At 41.1% G+C, this 24,027-nt stretch carries 16 protein-coding genes; 10 read left to right on the forward strand and 6 right to left on the reverse strand.

Translation table 11 applies throughout. The annotated features are described in order from the left end of the window. Positions 1-274: 274 nt before the first annotated feature. Together V7K62_RS29200 and V7K62_RS29205 are read right to left on the reverse strand one after the other, a co-directional pair. Positions 275-1,405: an SAM-dependent methyltransferase gene (locus tag V7K62_RS29200; RefSeq protein WP_334870384.1), complete on the reverse strand. Its 1,131-nt coding sequence runs from the start codon at positions 1,403-1,405 to the stop codon at positions 275-277. A 393-nt stretch (positions 1,406-1,798) separates the two neighbouring features. Beyond that, on the reverse strand, positions 1,799-2,776 hold the full coding sequence (locus V7K62_RS29205; protein ID WP_334870386.1) for a carbohydrate kinase family protein: 978 nt from the start codon (positions 2,774-2,776) through the stop codon (positions 1,799-1,801). A 363-nt stretch (positions 2,777-3,139) separates the two neighbouring features. Between V7K62_RS29205 and V7K62_RS29210 the strand changes: the two genes are divergently transcribed. The 4 genes from V7K62_RS29210 to rfbB all read left to right on the forward strand — a co-directional run bounded on the left by V7K62_RS29210 (position 3,140) and on the right by rfbB (position 6,817). Continuing rightward, positions 3,140-3,403, forward strand: coding sequence for a helix-turn-helix domain-containing protein (locus V7K62_RS29210; protein WP_099103136.1), 264 nt, complete (start codon positions 3,140-3,142; stop codon positions 3,401-3,403). Positions 3,404-3,769: 366 nt separating this feature from the next. Next, the gene (locus tag V7K62_RS29215) at positions 3,770-4,471 is read left to right on the forward strand and encodes a DUF6391 domain-containing protein (protein WP_334870388.1); all 702 of its coding nucleotides are present in this window, start codon (positions 3,770-3,772) and stop codon (positions 4,469-4,471) included. Positions 4,472-4,578: 107 nt separating this feature from the next. Beyond that, entirely contained in the window at positions 4,579-5,580 is a 1,002-nt protein-coding gene (locus V7K62_RS29220) for a glycosyltransferase (RefSeq protein ID WP_334870390.1), read from the forward strand. Between the two features lie 175 nt (positions 5,581-5,755). Next, entirely contained in the window at positions 5,756-6,817 is a 1,062-nt protein-coding gene (gene rfbB / locus V7K62_RS29225) for a dTDP-glucose 4,6-dehydratase (protein ID WP_334870392.1), read from the forward strand. Between the two features lie 359 nt (positions 6,818-7,176). Here the strand turns inward: rfbB and V7K62_RS29230 are convergent, their stop codons facing one another. Further along, on the reverse strand, positions 7,177-7,407 hold the full coding sequence (locus tag V7K62_RS29230; protein WP_334870394.1) for an addiction module antidote protein: 231 nt from the start codon (positions 7,405-7,407) through the stop codon (positions 7,177-7,179). A 187-nt stretch (positions 7,408-7,594) separates the two neighbouring features. On the opposite strand from V7K62_RS29230, the gene V7K62_RS29235 reads away from it, so the two are divergent. Then, positions 7,595-8,791 carry a serine/threonine protein kinase gene (locus V7K62_RS29235; RefSeq protein ID WP_334870396.1) on the forward strand — a complete coding sequence of 399 codons (1,197 nt, stop codon included), beginning with the start codon at positions 7,595-7,597 and terminating at the stop codon, positions 8,789-8,791. Positions 8,792-9,196: 405 nt separating this feature from the next. Here V7K62_RS29235 and V7K62_RS29240 read toward each other — a convergent pair whose 3' ends face one another. Further along, positions 9,197-14,863 carry an alpha-2-macroglobulin family protein gene (locus V7K62_RS29240; RefSeq protein ID WP_334870515.1) on the reverse strand — a complete coding sequence of 1,889 codons (5,667 nt, stop codon included), beginning with the start codon at positions 14,861-14,863 and terminating at the stop codon, positions 9,197-9,199. A 559-nt stretch (positions 14,864-15,422) separates the two neighbouring features. Between V7K62_RS29240 and pbpC the strand changes: the two genes are divergently transcribed. Then, positions 15,423-17,786, forward strand: a complete 2,364-nt coding sequence (gene pbpC, locus V7K62_RS29245) for a penicillin-binding protein 1C (protein WP_334870398.1) — start codon at positions 15,423-15,425, stop codon at positions 17,784-17,786. Between the two features lie 49 nt (positions 17,787-17,835). Here the strand turns inward: pbpC and V7K62_RS29250 are convergent, their stop codons facing one another. Both V7K62_RS29250 and V7K62_RS29255 read right to left on the reverse strand, forming a co-directional pair. Beyond that, complete coding sequence (locus V7K62_RS29250; RefSeq protein WP_334870400.1) at positions 17,836-19,455, reverse strand: sensor histidine kinase; 1,620 nt, start codon at positions 19,453-19,455, stop codon at positions 17,836-17,838. 56 nt (positions 19,456-19,511) lie between these two features. Further along, the gene (locus V7K62_RS29255; RefSeq protein WP_334870402.1) at positions 19,512-20,006 is read right to left on the reverse strand and encodes a hypothetical protein; all 495 of its coding nucleotides are present in this window, start codon (positions 20,004-20,006) and stop codon (positions 19,512-19,514) included. Between the two features lie 364 nt (positions 20,007-20,370). Here V7K62_RS29255 and V7K62_RS29260 point away from each other — a divergent pair, with 364 nt between their 5' ends. From V7K62_RS29260 to V7K62_RS29275, 4 genes are all read left to right on the forward strand, one after another. Further along, positions 20,371-21,135: a red chlorophyll catabolite reductase gene (locus V7K62_RS29260; protein WP_334870403.1), complete on the forward strand. Its 765-nt coding sequence runs from the start codon at positions 20,371-20,373 to the stop codon at positions 21,133-21,135. 65 nt (positions 21,136-21,200) lie between these two features. Beyond that, entirely contained in the window at positions 21,201-22,250 is a 1,050-nt protein-coding gene (locus V7K62_RS29265) for a nitrilase-related carbon-nitrogen hydrolase (RefSeq protein WP_334870404.1), read from the forward strand. A gap of 60 nt (positions 22,251-22,310) precedes the next feature. Beyond that, positions 22,311-23,729 carry an aldehyde dehydrogenase family protein gene (locus tag V7K62_RS29270; protein ID WP_334870405.1) on the forward strand — a complete coding sequence of 473 codons (1,419 nt, stop codon included), beginning with the start codon at positions 22,311-22,313 and terminating at the stop codon, positions 23,727-23,729. Positions 23,730-23,771: 42 nt separating this feature from the next. Further along, entirely contained in the window at positions 23,772-24,008 is a 237-nt protein-coding gene (locus tag V7K62_RS29275; protein WP_334870406.1) for a hypothetical protein, read from the forward strand. Positions 24,009-24,027 lie beyond the last annotated feature (19 nt).

The raw sequence follows: 24,027 nt of genomic DNA on the forward strand, positions 1-24,027 counted from the left end.
TTAATTATCCTTAATCGAGGATTGGGTACAGTAGGGCATACTGGAACCTTTGCACTTGATGCTCTTCCCCGCTTGGGGAGATGAAACCTCTACTCATGTTGGTGAAAACCTACATGAGCAAGTTATGTCTTAGATCCAAGAATCCCCGTCGATTTATCGCGGGGAGTGTCAAATCAGAGCCAACTCTCGAAGAGCGGGGAGGGGGTTGGGGGTGAGGTTCTTGTATCTCACAAGGGCCGAGAACCGCTATATTAGGACTTACGCAATTAACTTGTCACGCATGAACCAATAGGTATTGACCGTTACCAAGAATTTCACCATTACAACCGTCAAAATACTCTATGCACAAGAACAAATAAAGTCTCCACATCTGGTAGAACTTGGCATACTTCATGCCATAATTTAAATCTTTGATTTTTGCTTGATTTTGGTCAAAATTCATCAACCAATCTCTGAGGGTGTTTGAGTAATTAGAACCATTTAAATACCATCGATTAATGGTTTTCAGGTCTGTATTAATCTTTGGTATGACATCATAATTCCACACCCGCATATTGGGGAAAATATATTTATTGATAAAAGGATGGGTTATGTTGTAAGGTAATTTAGTTGTGATTATGTGAATTAAAAACTTACCATCATCTTTGAGTAGAGAAGCCAGTTTTGCGAATGATTTTGTTAAATTACCTACATGTTCAAACAGCCCAATCGCCATAATTTTATCAAACTTAGTCTCCAAATCAATATCATTAAAGTCCTTTTCGTATAGAGTGAATCTATCTGAACTAAGGTAACTGCTAAGGTCTTGCATTTTTTTCCGCATATATTCGCATTGCTCGTGGCTCAAATTAAGAGCCGTTACTTTCACATGCGGAAACCGGGAAAGAATGTAATTTGATGCAGAACCCCAACCGCATCCCAAATCTAAGATTTCGTCTCCGTCTTCAATGCCTACTTTTGCAATTAAATCGTCGAGCATGTCCATTTGAGCTTGCTCAAGGTTGGATGCTCCTTTTTCCCATAAAGCCATCGTGTATTTGGGATATAAAAGTTCTGTTTCTTTCAAGCTCAGACTGAACATTTCTTCGGGTAAGTTGTATTGAACCTTCATTAGTTCGTGTGACCCTTCTGCAAGGCGATCGCTTTCTTGCAACAACCATTCATAGGGAACTAAAAGAGAAGGAAAATACTTGTAGCTGATTTGCATGGAGAGATTTAAAAGGAGTTTAATCAGAGGATCGGGGATTTTTAGCCCATTGATATAAGCCTCTGCTCCTGCCATTAAGATTGCATTGAATCCGGCGATCGCTGTGCGGCTCGCTTGGTAAGCAATTCGACTTTTATTATTCACATCTCCTACTAAAGGAGTATGTCTTTGGATATCTTTCGGAATGCTGGAAGTCATGTATACAGTCCCGATATTTCTATTAAAATTTTTAGTTGTATTAGGGTTATTGTCAGATTTTGGCGATCAATGACGGTCTGGTTAAGGCAGAAGGCAGTCCCAATGAAATAAGTTTCACCGCCAAGCATGAAAGGGTTGCCAATAACTTCTATTGGACTATGATAAAACCAAATAAAATTGAGACTTATAAAACCAATTCATTGTATTAAAAATTAACATTTATTTTATTATTTTATGAAGCTTAATAACGACTCCAAACTAATTCCCCAGGAGGCGTATGCAAAAACATTACGTTTGCAACTACGTTTATTGTCCAATATGACCGCAGCGTCCATTTTCTAGTCGGGAGTATCAGCCTTTGGTAGCTGATATCCCAGTAATTTATGCTAGTTCCTAGAGTTGATGTGTGGCTAAAAAAGCTTCGACTTCAGCAGCAGTAGGTTGAGAAGCGATCGCACCTGGTTTAATGGTAGTCAGTGCCCCAACAGCACTGGCATAAGTGACAATGCGTTTTGCTGTTTCTGCATCCCGCAAGCTGTGGATACCATACTGACTCAGTTGGTGGATGAACCCTGCCAAAAAGCTATCTCCGGCACCAGTTGTATCAACGACAGGGATAGAAAACGAGGGTAATTTACCTTCGTTCTCACCCAGACAATAAGTGCAGCCGTTTTCTCCATCTGTCACCAGTACCCCCTCAATTGAAGCTAGACGGTAAGTGATGGCTCCGGGATCTGCGGTTTCAAATAGCCATTCAGCTTCTTCTTTGGAGAGTTTGAGGAAATCGACTCGCTTAAATAATTCTGGAATTTTTTGATGGGCGATGTTTGGTTCATCCCAAAATACAGGACGCCAGTTGACATCCAGCACAATTTTTAAGTCGTAATGTTCTGCTAACTCTAAAGCGCGGTGAATTGCCTCTTCACTTTCAGGATAGGCTAATTCCAAAGTACCCAAAACCAGAAAATCTGCCTCTTGAAACAGCGAATTTGGCAATTGTTTAGCTTGCAGGTGAGTATCGGCAAATTCAGAGGTATCATACTGACCAAATCCGGCGAAAGTGCGATCGCCAGCTAGATCGCGTGTAACATAAACTTGCCGCGTTGGTGCTGTCGGATGGCGTTGTACCCCCGTCGTCTCTACACCTACATCTTGTAATAGCTTGACCAGTGCATTCCCTGGCTCATCTTCGCCAACGGCTCCAATAAATCCCGCTGACATTCCCAGCTTGACTAAAGCACAAGCTACGTTAGCTGGTGCCCCTCCTGGGTAGGGAGTCCAAGATTTCACTTCTTCCAGCTTTAGCCCCAATTGATCGGCTAAACAATCAAACAAAATTTCACCAAGGCACAAAACACGGGGATTGCTCATCTCATTTTCAATTTTAGATTTCGATTTGGGATTAGGAATTTACAGTATAAAATCTACAATAGTTTCTACTAATCTGTCGCCAGTCCTTCATAGAATTAAATAGCAATTTTTACTACTACTATGGCATGTATATGCTTCTAATCCTCGCTTCTATTAACTCAGTGCTTAGACGACATGTTTATCAAAACAAGTTGTCTTTATTACTTTAACTATTGCGTAGTTTATATTTCTGCCAACTTGAAATCCAAAGAAAATATTGACAATCGTATTACTGCTAACACTTGAAACCCCTACCAAGAAAAGAATCTTCTAGAATTAGAAAGAGTGATTAAGTACATATACCAAGGGAGGATAGAAATAGTCATGGCTGGTGGCAAGTCTGAGACCCCCGTTAGTCTGTCAGACAGAGAACTGCAAATTATCGACCTAGTGGCCGCTGGCTTAACTAACCAAGAGATTGCAGGAAAACTGGAGATTAGCAAGCGTACAGTTGATAACCATATCAGTAATATTCTTACAAAGACTGAGACAGATAATCGAGTAGCTCTTGTCCGCTGGGCTTTACAGTGGGGCAAAGTCTGTTTGAATGATGTCAATTGCTGTACTCTACCGAACCAGATCGAATGAACAATTTACTAGTAGCAGCGTAATTGCTTTGGTCTAGTAAATTACAAGCTAATTTTGAGTTTTACTGATTGTTCCCCTCCTTACGCCTAAGTTTTCAGTGTGAACACTCTACCAAAAGTTCCGAGTCCTTCACTCAGCCGGAGTTTATGTTAGTGGAGCCAGCTGACCCTCGGACTCGGAAACTATAAAGATCAGAATTCCTTTCCAAATTCAGCAGAACAGATGTAGGACTGGGGACTAGGGAGAACCATCATATAATGCCCCAACTAAAAAATCATCCACAAAAATTAGCAACAATTTCAGTGGTGCAAGCGTTACATTTGAAAGAAATCTATGTTGCCCCATCAGCTTTGGAGCAGTGTTCCAATGAATACTTCCGCTTCTTGTCAGGGTAGCTCGTCTCCCTTTGAATTTTTTAACTTTGATTTTACGATACCTGTATCTGAGAAACTTCCGAGTCTTCAAGACCAATTTTCAGACTTTCCGCAACCCACACAAGATGCCGACTTACTCAGACAGCTATCGTTTATTCCAGGGTTGAAAGAAATTTTGATGCTGCGGCAAGTTCACGCTTTAGAACATGCTACTGTTTGGGTTCTTAGCGAATCAAAAAGCGCCTATCCTGCCACAGCAGAACCGACTAACGTTCAACTAGATAATGAACTATTAGGCGGGTTGTCTACTGAGCAGGGTTTCTACCTCTATGGTGAAGTAAATATTAGTGATTTGCGGCGTGCGGTCACACTTGCTCGACATCGCATCACCAGTGGAGAATGGAATTTGGCTGTACATCCCCGTTGCGGCACAAATTTATCAGTAGCAATGCTCTTAACCGCTGGGCTAGCTGTGGGTGTGCATCTATTGCTACCATTTCGACCAATTGAGCAACTTATAGGTTTGGGGTTAGCAGCAACCACAGCCGCTGAACTCGCACCTGATTTAGGTACTATAGCGCAGCGTTACCTAACAACTGCTATTCCTTTTAACCTAGCAATTGAAAATATTACCCGTACACGCGACGTTTGGGGGCGTGAGGCACATTTTGTTAAAGTGGGCTGGCAAGAATGAAGAGACTTCGAGGGATGAGAAGGATAAGGGTGACAGTGTAAAATTTTCTCCCTTGTCTCCCCCATTCCCCACTCCCCATTCCCTACTCCCACTCCCCTAAAAAAATTATGAGAAAACTTTACTTCTTACTCCCCGGTACAGATGAAAAATTTGCCTGTGGTGGTCTTTGGGCTGAATTAAAAGCACTTAATCTAGCTCAGAATTTCTGTAGTGCTGATGTTGTAACTTACCGTCAACGAGAAAAAGATCAGCTTTTTATTGATGATTTGCTAAAAGAGAAAAATTTAAATGATGTAATTTTTGTAATCAGTTGGGGATTTGATATAGCTCAACTCGTGGGTAAACTTAAGCAATACAATGTCGTTTACCATGCACATAGTGCAGGTTATCCATTTAGGCTACCTGCAAGTATTCCGATCATGACTGTTAGCCGCTATACAATGGGATATTGGGGAGAAAAATCACCCAATTCTCTGATTTATTATTTGCCCAATCAAATTTCTGATGAGTTTCAAAATTTAGGTCTGGAAAGGGATATTGATGTTTTAGTTCAGGCTCGCAAATCTTCTGAATATTTAATTAAAGAATTGATTCCAGCGTTGCAAAAACGTTGTAAAGTATTAGTTGTTGATTCATACATAGAGGATTTGCCTGGACTATTCAACCGAGCTAAGGTTTACCTCTATGATTCTGCTGAGTACTGGGCACAGCAGCGGGTTAGTGAAGGATTTGGTCTGCAACCAATGGAAGCTCTTGCCTGTGGCTGTCAAGTATTTTCTAGTGTCAACGGTGGACTGGCTGATTACTTAGATCCGGGATTTAATTGCTATAAAATTGCTGGATATTCTCAAGAATATGATGTCCAACGTATTATGAAGGTGATTGATTCTTCAGTAGTGTTTAGGTTGTCTGAAGAGTTTTTGGTTGAGCATCGGACTGAAAATATTATTCAGCGTTTCCAAGTTATTCTAGATGAGTTAAATGAGTTTTTTGACCATAAGATCCAGCAGCCATCTAATATTAAGGATTTGACGAGAATACGTATGGCAAAATTACTCGCTCAGAGGATATACGGTAAGCTGGGGAAGAAATACTTTAACTTTAAATAGGGACTTTGAAATCAAAAAATATTCAATTATTTATTGTGGGGTGGGCGTCTCGCCCGCCCAGTAACCAAAGGCGCTCATGTTGCCCACCCCACAAGATTGGATAATTTATTTCTGGAAAATTCCATAAAAGAACCGCTCCAGGCGCACAGATCACAGAGAGAAGAGAGGAAATTGAATGAGTCGGCGGTTATTAGTTACGGGGGGTGCGGGGTTTATTGGGGCGAATTTTGTCCATCATTGGTGTCAGGTTTATCCAGATGATCGGGTGGTGGTGTTGGATGCTCTAACTTACGCGGGGAATCGTCTGAATTTGGCGCTGCTTGAGGGTGGAGAAAATTTTCGGTTTGTGGAGGGGGATATTTGCGATCGCACCATCATAGACGAGCTATTATCAACGGAAAATATTGATACCATTGCCCATTTTGCCGCTGAATCTCATGTTGATCGTTCGATTCTTGGGCCAGCTGCTTTTGTGCAAACTAATGTGGTGGGAACTTTCACCCTACTAGAAGCTTTTCGCCAACATTGGGAGACAAAAGCACAGCCATCTGACTATCGTTTCCTGCACGTTTCGACTGATGAAGTCTACGGTAGTCTGGGCACAGATGACGCAGCTTTTTGTGAAACTACACCCTACGCTCCCAATAGTCCCTATTCAGCTTCAAAAGCTGGTAGCGATCATTTAGTTCGTGCTTATTATCATACTTATCAACTTCCCACCATTATCACAAATTGCTCTAATAATTATGGCCCTTATCAGTTTCCTGAAAAGCTAATTCCCCTGATGTGTATCAACACTTTGATAGGCAAACCATTACCTATTTATGGCGATGGTAAAAATGTGCGGGATTGGCTTTATGTGGGCGATCATTGCCGTGCTTTAGATGTAGTAATCAATCATGGTCAACCAGGAGAAACGTACAATATTGGTGGCAATAATGAGGTGGAAAATCTCAACCTCGTGCAACTTTTGTGTCAAATGATGGATGAATTAGCACCTGATTTACCACTACGTCCAGCCAAGCAGTTGATTAATTTTGTCAAAGATAGACAAGGACACGATCGGAGATATGCAATTAATGCGAACAAAATTAAAACTCAGCTTGGTTGGACACCTTCAGTAACAATTGCTGAGGGTTTACGTTTAACTGTTGAATGGTATCTCAATCATCGTGATTGGTGGGAACCTCTGCTGTCTGCGGAATATCAAGCTTACTATCGCCAAAATTATCTGTAACCCACATTTCGCACCTACCTAAGTAGGTGGGCGGGAAAATTTATAACTATGTCATTGCGTTCGCCCTTGGCGTTCCCGCAGGGTACGCAACGGAGTGGAGTGTTCGCGTAGCGTGTCGTAGACAAGCAATCGCAAGGTTTTCACCGCTTTTACTTTTCGTTACATAGTTAGGTTTATTTGTGCCTACCTACTTAATAGTGTCACGATCGTTAACTAATGAGGTGATTTACTCTGTGGCAGGAGGCAGGATTTTTGGCGGCGTGATATCATGTCCGCTTAATAACTTACGATAGTCATTGCGAACGAAGTGAAGCAATCACAAGGGTTCGGAGATTGCTTCACTTCGTTCGCAATGACAACTAATCAGCCGGACATGATATGAGACAATATTCCAGCGCTTTCATGATGGAATTAATGTTTTCAAGACGCGGGTTGCCATTGCTGGATAAGGCTTTTTGCAATCCCTGGCGTGTCATGCCTGTTTTCTCGGCTATCTCACTAATTCCCCGTACACGAGCAACGACGCGCAAGGATGCTAACAACGCGCCGGAATCGTTATCTTCTGCATATTCCTGAAATATCTCGGTCAAATAATCGTCAATTTATTCTGGGTGCTTGCGGAAGTACTCTTCTTCAACTTCATCAAGTGTTTTAAATTTTCTCATCGGTTAGGTACTCCTTTTTCAATAAATTATCTGGCTCTCACAATTTCTGTAGATAATGGCTATCCTTGAATATAAGGGAATCAGATCAACGTAAATTGCCAGCAGGTGTAAGATGCTGCAACCAGAACAGATATTACAAGACCGTTATCAAATCCAGCGCCAACTCGGTAACAATGGAATTCGCCAAACTTGGCAAGCATTGGATTTACAAGCCTCTGACGGCGAAAAAAAATCGACCGTTGTAGTCAAACTTTTGGCCTTTGGCGGTACTGTGCAGTGGGATGACTTGAAACTTTTTGAGAGGGAAGCACAAATTCTTAAACAGCTAAATCATCCCCGAATTCCCCAGTATATTGATTATTTTTGTATCGACGATCGCACACTCTGGTTTGCCTTAATACAAGAATATATTCCTGGTGAGTCGCTCAAGGAAAAACTTGCTGTTGGCAAAAGGTTTACTGAAAAGCGAGCGAGAAAAATTGCTGTTGAGATTTTAAATATTCTCACCTATCTACATGAGTTGAATCCAGGTGTATTACATAGAGATATTAAACCGAGTAATTTAATCTGGGGCGAAGATAATCGGATTTATTTAGTTGATTTTGGCGCAGTTCAGGATAAAGCGGCAAGAGAGGGCGTTACTTTTACCGTTGTAGGTACTTATGGTTATGCCCCAATGGAACAATTTGGTGGTCGAGCGGTTGCGGCTTCAGACCTCTATGCACTGGGAGCGACTTTAATTCATTTGTTAACTGGGACTTCCCCAGCTGATTTACCACAGCAGGATTTGCGACTGCAATTTACAGACCGAGTTAATCTCAGTCCCAGTTTTGTCAGTTGGCTACAAAAGTTGATAGAACCCGCTCCCGAACAAAGATTTAGTAGTGCTAGCCAAGCGCTAAATGCTCTACAATCGGGGCTAACTGTCAAATCTGCAAACAGGAATCAGCTTTTACCGCTAAAAGAAATAATCAACAATTCTGGATGCGGGATAAATAATCACAATGAAACAGTCCCAGAGGAAATTCTCGGTTGGAATTGGGGCGCATTTCTGATGCCTTGGTTGTGGATGTGGCCGAATCAAACTTGGTATGGACTATTCTGTTTTATACCTCAAGTTGGGTGTTTGATGGCGATCGCACTCGGTGCAAAAGGCAATGAATGGGCTTGGAAAAGTAGACGGTGGCGCAGTATTGAACAATTCAAAGCCCATCAAAGAGGCTGGGCGATCGCTGGGATTCTAATTGGAGCGCCTATTAGTATTATGCTGTGGGTCGGCGCGATCGCTTTACTCAAATCTGCACTGTAAGTCAGTCTTTTGGGAATAATACAGCAGATTGCAACAGGCGTGAGGTACAGATAATCGTAGGGGCACAACATGTTGCATTGGTGTCAACTTAAGCTGAAACTCCTTTAAAACCTCGTTTCTAGCCTCTGGCTAGAAATGCTGCTCCTGGCGGCTCTGCCGCCAGCAAGAGAGGCGGAGCCTCAAGGACGAGCATTCCCAGTCTCCGACTGGGAACGAGGCAATCTAAAAGCTAGTTCTAGACTTGCTTTCACGTTAAGTTGACACCAATGAACATGTTGTGCCCCTACCTGTTTACTTCATTTACCTGAAATACGCTGTATTTTCAGTTTCAACCAATTAAACTTAGGAGTTGGCTTCTCCCGATTATATGCAGCTTCACATTAAATTGGTATAAGCTATAAATCATCAGGAATGCTCCTCTAATATCAGTGTAGACTCAGCAGTACGCCCAAATTCTTCTGGTGCATATTGCAGGTGAACCTCCGCGCCAGGCCAAGAAAATGTACCAGGAGTAACAGAACGGACTAAGTAATGCAGACTATAAACTCCTGGATCGAGGTGGTCGGCGTAGGCGATAATGCGATCGCGGTACACATTCTTAAAACCAAGTTCCCAGCTATCGGCTTTTGCTTGTAATGCAGCTGTGGTAGTTTGAAAACTCGCATCCACCGCCTCAAAACCTGATGGTAGCGGATCTTTGATTACTATATGATCTACAGGATGATCGGCGATGATTTCTAAACCAATATCAAACACTTGTCCAGAGGCTAAAGTCAAAGGCTTATCGAACGCATAAAGACCTGTTTTTTGCAAAACTTTCTCTTTATTTACTTGACTAATTTCTCGTGTTATGCGTAAGCCGTTAAATCTGCCTGGTTGATTTCCCTGCAAGCGATAATTGTAAGCAACCAGATAGTGCAAAGTGCCATTACCTGATTTTTGCAATGTTAAATCATTACGACCACGAGGTAATTTATTCATCGGCACATTTAGTTGTAAACTAGGATTTTTATAGCCATCAAACCGATTTTCTCCTAACTTATTACCAGCTAATTCCATTGTGGCGACAAAATTAGGCGGCGTGGGTTGCAGTTGGCTATATTCTACCAAAGCTGTTAATGCTTGAGCATTGTTATATTTAGTTTGCCATGTACCATTCCGTCGCAATGCCAGAAGACTTTGGAATAACTTATCTATAACTTCGGGTTTACTTTGCTTGGCAATAAATAAGCGTAAAGCTTGGGCTTGCGTCGCGGTAGACGAACTCATCCATCCCCAACTATCTGGTAAACTTACAACTGCTGTGCGACCAGTTTCATAGATATTCTGTTGTAGCTTGTTCACCAGTTGTTGAGATTCGTCTTGCCATTCTGGGAATTGAGATAAGTATCGCGCCAATTTAATTTGAGTTACTACATCAAAGTTATTGCGTTGTTCATAAATATCTGCAAGAAAAGTATTGCGTTTTTCACCAATTTGTGCAAGTGCGATTAAAGCATTAAGTTGCAGTTGTCTTTTGCACAGTAGTTGTTTGCAAAAATCGTATTCTCCGGGATTTGCTAAAACTTTTTGGAGATAAACTTTCAGGCGAGACACCATTGCAGAATCGACTAAATTAGGGAACACCTGACTGGCTTTAGCCAAAGATTCAGCCGTATAAGAAGAAATCCAAGGGTCAGATTTTTCTTGTCCGGGGAAAGCTGCAAAACCACCATCTGCTATTTGGAGTTTTTGTAATTTTTCAATTGCTTGACTTGCCTGTTGGGTGGGATTAAATTCTGCAAATGCTTGACCATATTTTTGGGCAATAGTTTGCAGATTGGCAGCAATTGTTAACTGACTCGCCGCCGGTTCGGTAAACGGCAAATCATTATCTTCTAAAACCTGCTTTGCTGGTGCTTGAATCTCCGTTATCAAAGTACTGGCCAACTGAATATCTAAACCTCCCGCATCAGGGAAGGTATTTTTATCAACATTCAGGGGAATCTTTACCTGTTTTTCAGTGACACCAGCTTCAACGACTTGTTCTGTAATTTCAATTGGCTTAATTTCCAAAGGTACTTCAAAAGCATCTGCGGCTGTATTTAGCTGAGTGGTAAAGCGAACTTTACCAACTCCCACACTATCCGCCACCATTGGAAAGCGATAAGCATGAGTTGCAGATTCAGCTTTGGTTTGCAAAGAAGTAGTTGTGGGGTTTTTATCAGCAAACTTCACATTACCGTTAAGTTCGGCATTAATTGAGAGATTTCCTGTAGTCCCAGTGTTATTAGTTACAGATAAACCAGCGAGGATGCGATCGCCTGGACGGGCAAATTGTGGCAAGATGGCATTAGTTAGCAGTGGCTTTGTGGTGATAAACGTCGCGTCCCCATTGCCGAAACGCAGATTTCCATCGGTGGCGACAGCCATCACCCGCCATGTAGTTAAGTTATCTGGCAATTTAAAGGTTATCTGTGCATTCCCATTTGCATCGGTGAGGACAGAACCGTTGTAGTAAGCTAAGGCTTGAAAATCTGTTCGGGTGCGAGTATTTGCTGCACCAGTTGAGAAACCACCGCCATAACCCCAACCTTTGGGTTTAGCTACATCTTGTGGTTGTAATATTACATCCGCGCGATTATCGTTAAAGCGGGTAGATATTAGCTGTTCTGCATAAACTGTATCTACCAAATCTGGCGGACGATAACCAGAAAGTTGTAACACCGCTTCATTTACCACCATAACTGTAAACTGTCCTTTGGTGGGATTACCTTGATTGTCCTTCAATTCTAGCTGTACCGTTTCCTCTGCACCAGGTTCTAATGATGCTTGCACTGGTTTAACTTGCAGTTTTAAATACTTATCCTTTAAGTTAACTTTAAAAGGTGTAAAACCAATCTTCACCAAGTTATCTAAACTTCCGGCTTCCACTTGGTTTATGGGTTTACCTTGTCTTACTAAGACAGCTTCAATGGCTGCATTTGGCAGCATTTCTGGCGTAACTTGAAACTGAATTTGTGGTGCGCTTCCCTGAACTTTGATAATCTGCTGATAAAGGGGTTTGTCTTTAATCACAGCAAAGTATAATTCTGCCTCTGGATAGGGAGATTGAATTAGTACAGTAGCGGTTTCTCCAGGTTTGAACTCTTTTTTATCTAATTTAACTTCTAAGACATCTTTTTCTCCCGAACCCCAAAATACAGGATTTCCTCCAGTTGCCCAAATTTGTAAATCTGTGGCACTTAATTCGCTTTTGGCATCGCTAAAATTAACTCTAATCCGATATGAAGCAGATTCCGGCGCTGTCAAACTTACCGATTGCGGATTACTAGCAGATGTAATTTCTGCTTGTCCTACTGTTTTATATTCAACTTGATTTTTTGCTGTTCGGCTACCTTCCACTAACTGCGTGACGCTGCTGTATTTAATCTGTTGTAATTCCAGGCGCACTTGTTGACCTGTTATCGGTTTTCCTGTAGGGTCAGTAACAATCACTTCAATAGGAAAAGCCTTCCCAGCATCAGCGATGAAATTACTTTTTAACCCGATAAGGCGATTACTTGGTAAGGCTGTAAAAGTTTTAGAATTCGCTACTGATAGATTAGAAATATCTGCAACTTCCACATCTACCCGGTAAGTCATGGGATATGATAAATCATTAGCCACATTCACCGTTTGACTACTTTTACCATTAGCATCTAGCTGGGCATTAGTTTGCAATACATCACTAGATATAGTAGGGGTTTCCTCCGGCCATAACCATTGCCTACCAAAAGTAAATTCCTCCCAACCTTTAGGAACAAAATCAGCTTGCTGGCGAGTGATAAAGTATTTCGCTTCTCCACCTTCTACAGGTGCGCCAAACAAATAATTGCTTGTAGCATTAATATTAACTTTCTCGTCAATGAGAGCAAATTCTTTATCTAAGTTGAGTTCCACTTTAAAATTGGGTGGCTTAAACTCAGCTACCCGAAATTCTCCAGAAATTTCTTGCCCATTCTTCCCCTTCGCCTGGATTGTATAGTAGCCTAAGCGCTGAGTAGTCTTGATTGGCAGTTCCAGAGAAAACGTGCCAAATTCATTTGTAGTTTGCGTACCTAAGTTGGTCTTTTGTCCATCAGGATTTACCAAGGTTAATTGGTAAACAGCATTTTTATCTTGCTGAATTGCACCATTTTGTAAATAGTCCGCAAAACCAGTTAACCAAGCTTTTTCTCCTGGTTGATACAACTGTCTATCCGAGAAGATTATCCCGCGTGATTCTGGCTTACCATCTTGCCAACCTGCATCAATTCCATATCCATAAACGCCGCTATATTCTTCCGTTCTAGCAAATGCCCAATCTTGATTTTCACGGGCGATTACTAATAACTGTGGTGATTTACTAGAGCTTTCATTCCCAGAATAACATTGCGTTAATCCTTCACGAACAATTCTAAAAATTCCATTTTCATCAGTGTTACCCGTTGCACAAGGTACTGGTTCGGGGCGAGATTTTGCTTGTAATTTTGATTGATAAATTTCAACAACAGCCGCTTTAACTGGCGAACCATCTGTAAGATGATTAACGCGAATTAAGCCTGATTCAGGAAACCACTGATTAAATACGCCCAAATTCGTCAATTCAACCAAGCCATAAGTCGTCGGTTCACGCCACAGTTCCTTACCATTCTCCTGATATTTATTAGTGCGGGCTTGCACTCCGTAAGCTAACATCCCCGTAGCAGCACTTATTTTTTCTCGCAGAGGAACGGCAATATCAACTGATTGATTTTTCTTACCCGATACCTGAAAGCTTTGCCAATCAGCAGGTTGTGGTAATAAATCACTACTATTATTAAAATAAACTAAATCTGTCGGTTGAACTACTCGATAAGCTGCTTTGTATTTCGATTCTGGTAAATTTCCCGTACTAATATTTAACTGTAAATCTTTACTTGTGGGGAAAATATTCAAATCTGATGGTACCCAAATATCCCCAGCTAAATCTCCAGTATCATATTTAACTGTGACAGGTTTACCCAAAGTTTGCCCAAACTTATCTTTGAGATTTCCACCAATAGTAATTGTATAAGTCTTGGCAGGTTCTAGCGCATAAGGATTGATACCGACAATTTTATCCTGATCATTTATTTGGATAATTCTCGAAATATCTTTTGGTGCTGGATTAATAGTAATATTTTCTTTAGCTGAATCTGGCAGTAAGACATTATTAAATTCTAGCTGCGGACTGCCTTTAATAAATCTTCCATAAGTTCCTCCTGAATCTGGCTGTCCATAAAAGTTAATTTTCTGAAATGCCAAAGGCGAATAAGTTACTAACTTGCTGGCAAATTCTTTCGCTGTAGTTAGATTGCCATAAGCAGGACGTATTCCGGGAGAAAATACTAGCCGATAAGGGGTTGCTTTTTCGAGATTTTGCTGGGGGATGAGATTATAAATCCAATTGCGTGCTGAGGGGTCAAATTTTTCTAAAGGGTCTTCTTCATTTTTTACTGATTTTTCTTCTTTGTTGAATTCGACTTTGAAGCCGACACCCTTGTTTTTTCCTTCAGGAATTAACTGTAAATGTTCTTGTACAGAAGTTAAATCTAATTCTACATTTGAAGTAAACTGTAACTTTTGTTGTAAATCAATTGGTTCAATATCAGCCTTCTCAATGGGATTTACACCGGGTAAATTAGTCAGGTTGATAGATTCGGTATTGAAAGTCCAAGGTAAATCTTTGTCTAGGCGATGATTTTTTAAATCGGCTAAACCTGCTTTGAGAGTGACTTGAAATCTTGTTGCTATTGGCAATGCTTTATCAGCTTGAAATCCTACCATGCGCGGTGTTAAAAAGCGAAATTCACCGGGTAAAGGCGGCGACAGTGCAAATTTTTGTAATAATTTTTGCTGTTCTGGGCTGTCAAGACTTTCAAGTGGGATTAAAGCTTCTTTAAAACGGATGCGGATTTGGTTGAGAGGTTTGGCATCCCCAATGGGACTAATTTGTTCAATCCAGTCTGGTAGTTTCGGCGGTGTGAGTGGGGATACTGCTGGGAGTTGTTCTTTACTTGAGTTGATAGCAAAAAAATTACACCCTGTCATCGTTAGCGTAAATGTAAACAGCAGAATAAACTGTATTGTTCTCTTCCGGCTTGAGGAATGGGCGATTTTTTTTAACGTAGACGCTTCTCTACGAGACGCTACGCGAACGGCTTGCCGCAGGCTACCGCCTTTCCTTCGGAACGCTACGCCAACGCGCAGCCTCTCGTAGAGATGGAGAATTTTATGGTAGGAACGGAGTAAAAATCTGATAATCATATTTTTTAGTAATTAAAAATTCATAATTTATAGGGAACAAAACTTTGCACCACTTTATTGAGTGGGCAATGTCAAGACTAATAAAGTACATCAGTTGACTAGCTATTTATACTCAAAATTTGGATTTAACTATGTTTATTTACATTCATAGCTAACTCAGTGTGATTGTTCCAAAAAATAACTACAATTCTTAACTATAAAGAACTATTTAAATTTTGCAAAGATGAATTTACATCTGCTAAGTTAGTATAATTTGATTATTAAGAATTTGACATATTTCCTGATCTAGATGTAATCGTTGGGTCAAAATTAAGGTAAGTATTCTTGGACAGGGTATTCCCTGATGAAACTAATTTCACGATCGCTATTCCAAATTAAGCGCAGTAGTAAGATTATCCTGGCTGGGCTGCTAATCTGCCTAGTGGTACGCTTACTACCATATTTTGCGCCCATTCGTACCGCAGATATTGCCCAAAATCAGTTGGCAATGCAATTTAGCGATCGCAATGGTTTACCATTAGGAACACTACTCACCCGTGACCAAGAGCATACATCAGTAGTACCACTAAATCAGGTTTCGCCCCAGTTTACCTATGCCATTTTAGCCGCCGAAGATGGCAGCTTTTACCATCATGGGGCGTTGGATATGAAAGCTGTTATCCGCGCCAGCCAAGAAGCCATCCACGCCAAACGAATTGTTTCCGGCGCTTCCACTATTACTATGCAGTTGGCGCGGATGTTAGATCCAGTGCCCCGCAGCTTCTCTGGTAAACTGAGTGAGATTTGGCTATCTTGGCGGTTAGCAGCAGGGATGAACAAAGATGAAATTCTCTCTGCATACATCAATCGGCTGCCAATGGGAGGGAATATATATGGTGTGGAAGCAGCCGCACGGACTTATTTTTCCATCCCAGCGAGTGAATTGAATCTTGCACAAGCTAGTTTGTTGGCTGCTATTCCTAATAATCCCACATACTTCAACCCTTACGAACATTGGGAACGACTGAAGCAGCGGCAAAAATACGTCCTTAATCGTATGGTACTAGAAAAGTATATAAGTGAGGCGATCGCCACCCGAACATCCGCCGAAAAGGTTGTCTTTCAGTCTCGCCAAAGGGGAATTATCGCCGCACCACACTTTTTATTTTGGTTAGCCAATCAGATTCCCCCTAACCCCCCTGACAAAGGGGGGAATCAAGCGGGGGAGCAATCCGTTATTCGCACAACTATAAATCGCCCTTTGCAGCAGTTTGTCGAAGCACAGGTACAGCAGGTAATTTCTTCTCTCGCCGCCAACAATGTCCATGATGCAGGGGCGTTGGTGATTGACAACCACACTGGTGAAGTTTTGGCTTATGTGGGTTCACCTGATTACTTTAATGAAGCCAAACTGGGACGCAATGATGGAGTACAAGCACTACGTCAACCAGGTTCTACCCTTAAGCCTTTTGTCTATGAACTAGCTTTAGAAAAAGGTTTAATTCGCCCAAATACGATTTTGGCAGATGTACCCGCCCATTATGCAATTCCCGGCGCAAAACTTTACAGCCCCACAGATTACACCGAAAGTTTTCTTGGTCCTGTGCGGGTGCGAATCGCTTTAGCAAATTCTTTAAATGTACCCGCAGTCAGGGTGTTAGAAAAAGTAGGTGTGGAAACTTTCTTAGAACGACTGCATCAACTGGGATTTGAACATCTCAATCAAACCCCAGAACATTATGGCTTGGGTTTGACTCTTGGTAGTGGCGAAGTTAGTCTCTGGGAACTTGCCCGTGCTTACCTGACCATAGCACGACAAGGAGATGCGACCCCCTTAGTAAGTACATTTTCTAATTCCCCAATCCAAAAGACGCTCTCTACGAGACGCCGCGCGAACGCAGACTCGCTAACGCTACGCTATCCCAAATCTAAAATCCCAAATTCGACAATATGGCAATTAATCACCAACATACTCAGTGACAGCTATGCTCGTGCAACAGCATTTGGTGTAGACTCGGTGTTACATTTACCCTTTGCTGCTGCTGTTAAAACTGGCACTTCTTCTAATTTTCGTGATACTTGGACTGTTGGCTTCACCACAGATTACACTGTCGCTACTTGGGTAGGCAATTTCAACGGTGAACCGATGCGACAGGTTTCAGGTGTGACAGGCGCAGCACCCTTATGGAATCGAATTATGTTACATCTGCACGAACATCAAGAACCAGCAGGTTTTCCATCTCCAGAAGGTTTAGTGCAATTACCTGTTTGTGCAGTTTCGGGGTTACGACCAACACCAGATTGTACCTCAGTGGTGCTGGAATATTTCTATCCTGAAGATAAAAGTAATTACGAAGGTGAAAATCAATTTAATTTGCCACCAGAGTATGATGAATGGTTGGCAAAACAACAGCAATCGAATTTTACTTCTACTAATTTGAGAATTTTATCTCCGCATCATGGCGATTTATTCTTAGTGTATCCAGGTGAAGAAGCGAAGCAAAAACTCGAATTTAAGTTAGCGGGAAATAAATCTGCACCAGTGGAGTGGTGGTTAAATGGTGAAAAGTTAGATACAAACTCAGCTAATTCTTTATTTTGGAATTTGCGTCCTGGTAAGTGGACTTTGGAAGCGAGAAACGGGGAAATGAGCGACAAGGTGAGTTTTCAGGTGGAGTTAGCTAATGTTAAACCTACGCGTCGAGGATTTTCTATTAGTAATAATTGAAATTGCTTAGATGCCGAGAGTTGTTTTTATAAAGATGTCTCTATATCAATCAATCGGGAACTATTGAAGTTGCCTGCTTGATAGGAATCTCAATCACAAATTCTGTCCCCTCACCAGGTGCAGAAATACACTTAATTTTCCCTTTATGTTTTTCCACTATAATCTGGTAACTAATAGATAATCCTAAGCCAGTACCTTTCCCTATAGGTTTAGTAGTAAAGAAAGGGTCAAATAATCTAGTTTGAGCTTCCTTAGTTATTCCTGAACCATTATCTTTAATACTAATAAGTATGCACTCTTTCTTTTTAACTTGAGTATGGATAATAATAGAACTAAGCTGTTTTTCAATCTCTCCTTTTAAACACTCTGTTTCCCATTGATATAAAGCATCAATAGCGTTACTTAAGATATTCATAAATACCTGATTTAATCCTCCTGCATAACATTCAACAAGAGGCAAATTACCATAATCTTTGATAATTGTAATTTCCTGCTGGTTATGATTTTGTTTGAGACGATACTGTAAAATTAATAGCGTACTATTAATTCCTTCATGAATATCAACAAATTTCATTTCTGCTTCATCAAGACGCGAGAAGTTACGCAAAGTTAGTACAATTTCGCGGATACGTTCAGTACCAACTGCCATTGATGATAAGATTTTCGGCATATCATCAATAATAAACTCTAAATCTATCTCATCAACTAGAGTAGTTATTTCTGGGCTAGAATTATAACATTGTTGCTGATACAGGGTAATTAAAGTTAGTAATTGCCGACTATATTCTCTAAGGTGGAGTAGGTTGCCATAAATGAAATTAACTGGATTATTGATTTCATGAGCAACACCCGCAACTAACTGACCTAATGAAGACATTTTCTCGGTTTGAACAAGTTGTACTTGAGTGTGTTGCAATTCTTTGAGTGTCTGTTTTAGTTGAAAATTTTTGTATTTTAATTTTGCTGTTCTCTCTGCAACTTGCATTTCCAATCTAGAATTAGTTTCTTCTAAGGCGGCTTGAGCAATTTTTTTATCTTTTAAGTATTGCTGCAATAAATGCAATACTAACAGCCATGCTGGAATCAGCATTACTAAACTTATAATAGATTCTAAAATTGCCCAAAAAATCCTTTGATAATATTCATCAATTTTGTCCTGTAATTGAAGTAAAATGTTATGCTTTCTTTCGGCAACACCATTAGCATAAATGCGTTTATTGTTTTCATATTCGCTGCTAAAAAGTAGTAGTTTAGCTTCCTCTTTTTGATTTTTATTAACTAAATCAAAAGATTGATATTCCATTGCAACCAAGCGCTGATTAGCAGCATCAATTATTTTGGCATCCTCATTTTTATATGCTTTAGGAGCAAGTTTAATAGATTCATTAATAGCAATATCTAGCTTAGGTTCAAATTGGCGATACCGTTGTTCCCAAATAAAGTTACCTGTGGCAGCATTCATCCGGGCTGACATCGTTAATACTTCATCAAGATAAGTAATTTCATCACTCAGCATTTGTAGCTTAAATTCATATTTAACAATATTATTGAAGCTATGATACACTTGCCAGTTGAGCCAAATTTGAGGAATAAATAAGAGCAATGTTAGCAGTACTGTTACAGTTACAAGTTGAGAAGAAACAAATCTCAGTTTATAAGGTAGGCGCATTTTAATACTATCTATCTAGATATTTTTTAATTGGATATTATCACCATTTAATACTCTTACAAAAGCTGATATTCGTCAGTATCGATACCGAAATAATCTCTTAAAAATCCTATATTTTCATTTTGATAAGCTTCAAAATCAATTTCATTTATTTGTTTTATTTTAATCTTTCTGCCATAAATGAATCCTAGTTTAAAACTTATGAAGTCTAGCTTACAAAATTTATAAGGAACTGGATATATAAATTCAGCAAAGACTTGATAGACGAATAAATGTAGTTGATTAGTCTTTAAGTCATTACCCATTGTAAATCCGATAACAAAGGCTTCATCTTGAGTAGAAATCCCTCTATTTAAAAGTATGTGAATATAATCATGATGCAGCAGGCTAATTTTTCCAGGTAATGCTACTAGGCTATTAGGGTTTTCTAGTAACCAAATGATCAAAGGAATTTTCGTCTCATGCTGTAAGCTAAATACTAATGAATGTGCTTTTTTTAAATTCATTTTAGCTATATCTAGTTGAAAAGCTTTCTCTAAATCAAAAGCCATATTCTTTGTATTGATAATCAAACAACTAACTTATTAGTATTTGTTTTTCTTCTAATTTGTCTATATTTATCAACAAAATTATTTTTATTTTTATAATTAAGTACAGTAAAAAGAATTTTACATAAAATCACAGTATTATCACGGAGATTTGTGCTAAGGACAAAGGCATCTAAATGAAAAATCATCGACTGAGATAAATTGCTGCAATTTTGCCCTAAAAAAGATGTTATCGCGTTTTAGTTGATGGTCTGTTTGTCACAGTCCTGAATTCGATGAATGCACTGCTCGATATCAGTAACGAATTAGATACCGGAAAGTGTCAAACTAAATATTAAGTTTATAGAAAAACCAACAAACTCAAACTATGACTCAGCCACCAACTGATTTAGACAAGAAAGCTGTATTTGAGCAGTTGTGGGAGATTACAAAGGAACTCCGCCAAAAATTAGAGGCTCGTTTTCAGTTACATCCAGACCCTTCTGTAGAAAATTTACAGCAATACAGCAGTCTCGATGGCAATATGAAGGGTTCGCTCACCGCTTTTTCCGGGGAAGAAATTGACTGGTTAGTGCATTCGTGGTTGGGAAACGCCCAAAAATCAAACTTTAGTACTATGCGTCTTACCACTTGGTTGAAGTCGCATATTCAGGTTCCTCATTTGGCCTTTGAGTTTGGCACACTTCCAAATATTTTCTTTTATATAGATTACATTCCCCGGACTGAGCTTTTAACCGATTTGGCATATCTCGATCGCTATTATGAGCCAGTTAATGAAACATTCTTAAAGTTACAGGAAGATTCGCGGCTCAAGGTATTTACTAGCAAAAGTGCGTATATTCGCCTATTTCAATCGCCTGTTAGCTTGTGCTATACAGGCGCACCTACTTTTGAAACCCTGGAACTAACTCGCACACTTGCACACGAAACACTCGATCGCTGGCTAACTTGGGTAGATGCAGCTGAATCTGTGCCAGAAGATGCACAGTCAGCTTTGGCAACTCGTGATTTGGCGCTGCGCCGGATCAGTGCGGAACGCGATCCAGGTAATAAATTTGCCGCACAGATGTTTGGATCGGAGTTGACACATAGACTTGTGCGATCGCTGTGGGGTGGCGATCGCACTCTATAAATTAGTCATTTTCCCCATGCCCCATGCCCCATGCCCCATGCCCCATGCCCCATGCCCAATACCCCATGCCCACTAATTTAGAATCCTACCGCGCTTTAGCACTGCAAGTTACCTGTCATGCAGTCAACCAAACCAGCGATGCCAAAGGCGGCCTACGCCACGAAGCGCGTTCGCTGATGCAAAACTCCATCAACCGCCTAGCTCAACAAATTGCTGCCAGTATCGCTTTCATTGGCTTCGATTGTCGTTTAATTGTATTGCCAGAATATTTCCTCACCGGTTTCCCGATGGGAGATTCTCTCGCAGGATGGGCAGAAAAAGCCTGTATAGAAATGGCTGGTGCTGAGTATGAAGCCCTTGGTAAAATTGCCCAAAAGCATAAAATATTTTTAGCAGGTAACGCCTACGAAGTTGACCCCAACTTTCCCGGCTTGTATTTCCAAACCTGCTTTATTCTTGACCCCTCTGGCTCAATCATCTTGCGGTATCGGCGGCTAAATTCCTTGTTTGCTCCCACCCCACATGATGTTTGGGATAAATATCTCGACTGCTATGGCTTAGAGGGAGTTTTCCCCGTTGCCAAAACTGCGATCGGTAATTTGGCAGCTTTAGCATCAGAAGAAATTTTGTATCCAGAAGTGGCGCGGTGTCTGGCGATGCGAGGAGCAGAGATTTTTGTTCATTCCACCTCGGAAGTATACAACAAAAACCTCACACCCAAAGACGCGGCAAAAATCACTCGCGCCGTTGAAAATATGGCATACATAGTTTCAGCCAATACCGCAGGCATCGCTAATATTGCCATCCCTATTGCTTCGGCTGATGGTGGCTCTAAAATCATTGACCATCGCGGAATCGTTTTAGCAGAGACAGGTGCAGGTGAGAGCATGGCAGCTTTTGCAGAGATTGATTTAGCAGCATTACGCCGCGATCGCCGCCGACCAGGGTTAAATAATTTACTTGCCCGTCAGCGGTTTGAACTATACGCCGAAAGTTATCGCCAATCACACTTTTACCCCGCTAATACTATGCTGGAAGGAGAAGTAGACCGCAAACACTTCCTGCAAACCCAGCAAGCCACCATTGAGCGGTTAAGCCAATTAGGGATAATTTGAATTTGGGAATGGGGCATTGGGCATGGGAAGTAATAACAAATGACTAATGACTAATGACTAATGACAAAACCAATAGAAGTCCGCAATCCTCGAACTGGCAAATTTGACTATGTAATTATCCCGCCGCCTCCAAAGCTGGTGGTACAGCAATGTAAGCGCACGCGCAGGGCGCAAGTTCGCTGGCAGGAGTTGGGTTTAGAGGGGAGAATTGAAGCCTTACAGCAGTGGAAGGAAGCGATATTATCTGGACGCGATCGCCTCACAGAAGCTTTGGTAAATGATACAGGAAGATTGTCAATCTCGGTATTAGAAATAGATTCTTTCCTCTCCAGCATCGATCGCTGGTGTCGGTTAGCACCGGAATTGTTGCAAGAATCTGCAAAAAATACAGCCATTCCGTTTATTGCCTTACAACAAACATCCGTTCCTTATCCCCTAGTTGGGGTAATTAGCCCGTGGAATTTTCCCCTGTTGTTGTCTACCATTGATACCATTCCGGCATTACTCGCAGGTTGTGCTGTCATTGTCAAACCCAGTGAAATTACTCCCCGCTTTGTAGCACCACTGATTACAGCACTCAACGCCGTCCCCAAACTACACGATGTATTAACTTTTGTTGAAGGAGCAGGCGCAACCGGATCTGTTTTGATTGAAAATGTAGATTTGATCTGTTTTACAGGCAGTGTCGCGACGGGGCGAAAAGTAGCACAGGCGGCTGCAAAGCAGTTTATTCCAGCTTTTTTGGAATTAGGAGGAAAAGATCCTGCGATCGTTTTAGAATCAGCCAATTTAGAATTAGCAACCTCAGCAATATTGTGGGGTTCCGTCGTCAACACCGGACAGTCATGCCTCTCAATTGAGCGAATTTACGTTGCTGAATCGATATTTGAAAAGTTTTATCATCAACTACTAACCAAAGCGCATCGTCTTGGGCTAGCTTACCCCACTGTTGAAAGCGGAGAAATTGGCCCCATCATCACCGAAAAACAAGCAGCCATTATTAGCGATCATCTCCTAGATGCAGTGGAAAAGGGAGCGGTAATTCACAGTGGCGGTGTAGTAGAAGACTTAGGAGGGGGTTGGTGGTGTCGTCCAACAGTTCTCACCCAGGTTAATCATTCCATGAAAGTCATGACCGAAGAGACTTTTGGCCCCATTATGCCAGTGATGCCTTTTTCCACAGTAGAGGAAGCAGTGTCTTTAGCGAATGACTCAATTTATGGATTGAGTGCTGCTGTCTTTGCTTTGGAGACCGAAGCCTTAGAAGTTGCCCAGCAGATAGATGCAGGTGGTATTAGTATCAACGATGCTGGACTCACCGCCATGATGCATGAGGGAGAGAAAAACGCCTTCAAATTCTCCGGTTTGGGAGGGTCACGCATGGGTGCGGCAGCGCTGAAACGGTTCATGCGAAAAAAAGCTATTTTGATTAAAACTAACGCTAGTAGTGACCCTTGGTGGTTTGATAATGAAGCATAAATATTATCAACAAACAGAGGGTAAGTTTTTAGAAGCGGTGTAATGCATCGACTTACAATGGCATTGCATCGACTTACAATGGCATTGCATCGACTTACAATGGCATTGCATCGACTTACAATGGCATTGTCTCGACTTACAATGGCATTGTCTCGACTTACAATGGCATTGCATCGACTCACAATGGCATTGTCTCGACTCACAATGGCATTGCATCGACTTACAATGTTAATGCCGACATTTAAGAGTTTTTGTAGGGTCAGCACTGCTTACTGTTGATTCAAACTGTTATTTTTAG

The organism is Nostoc sp., from assembly GCF_036917935.1.
Lineage (GTDB): Bacteria > Cyanobacteriota > Cyanobacteriia > Cyanobacteriales > Nostocaceae > Nostoc.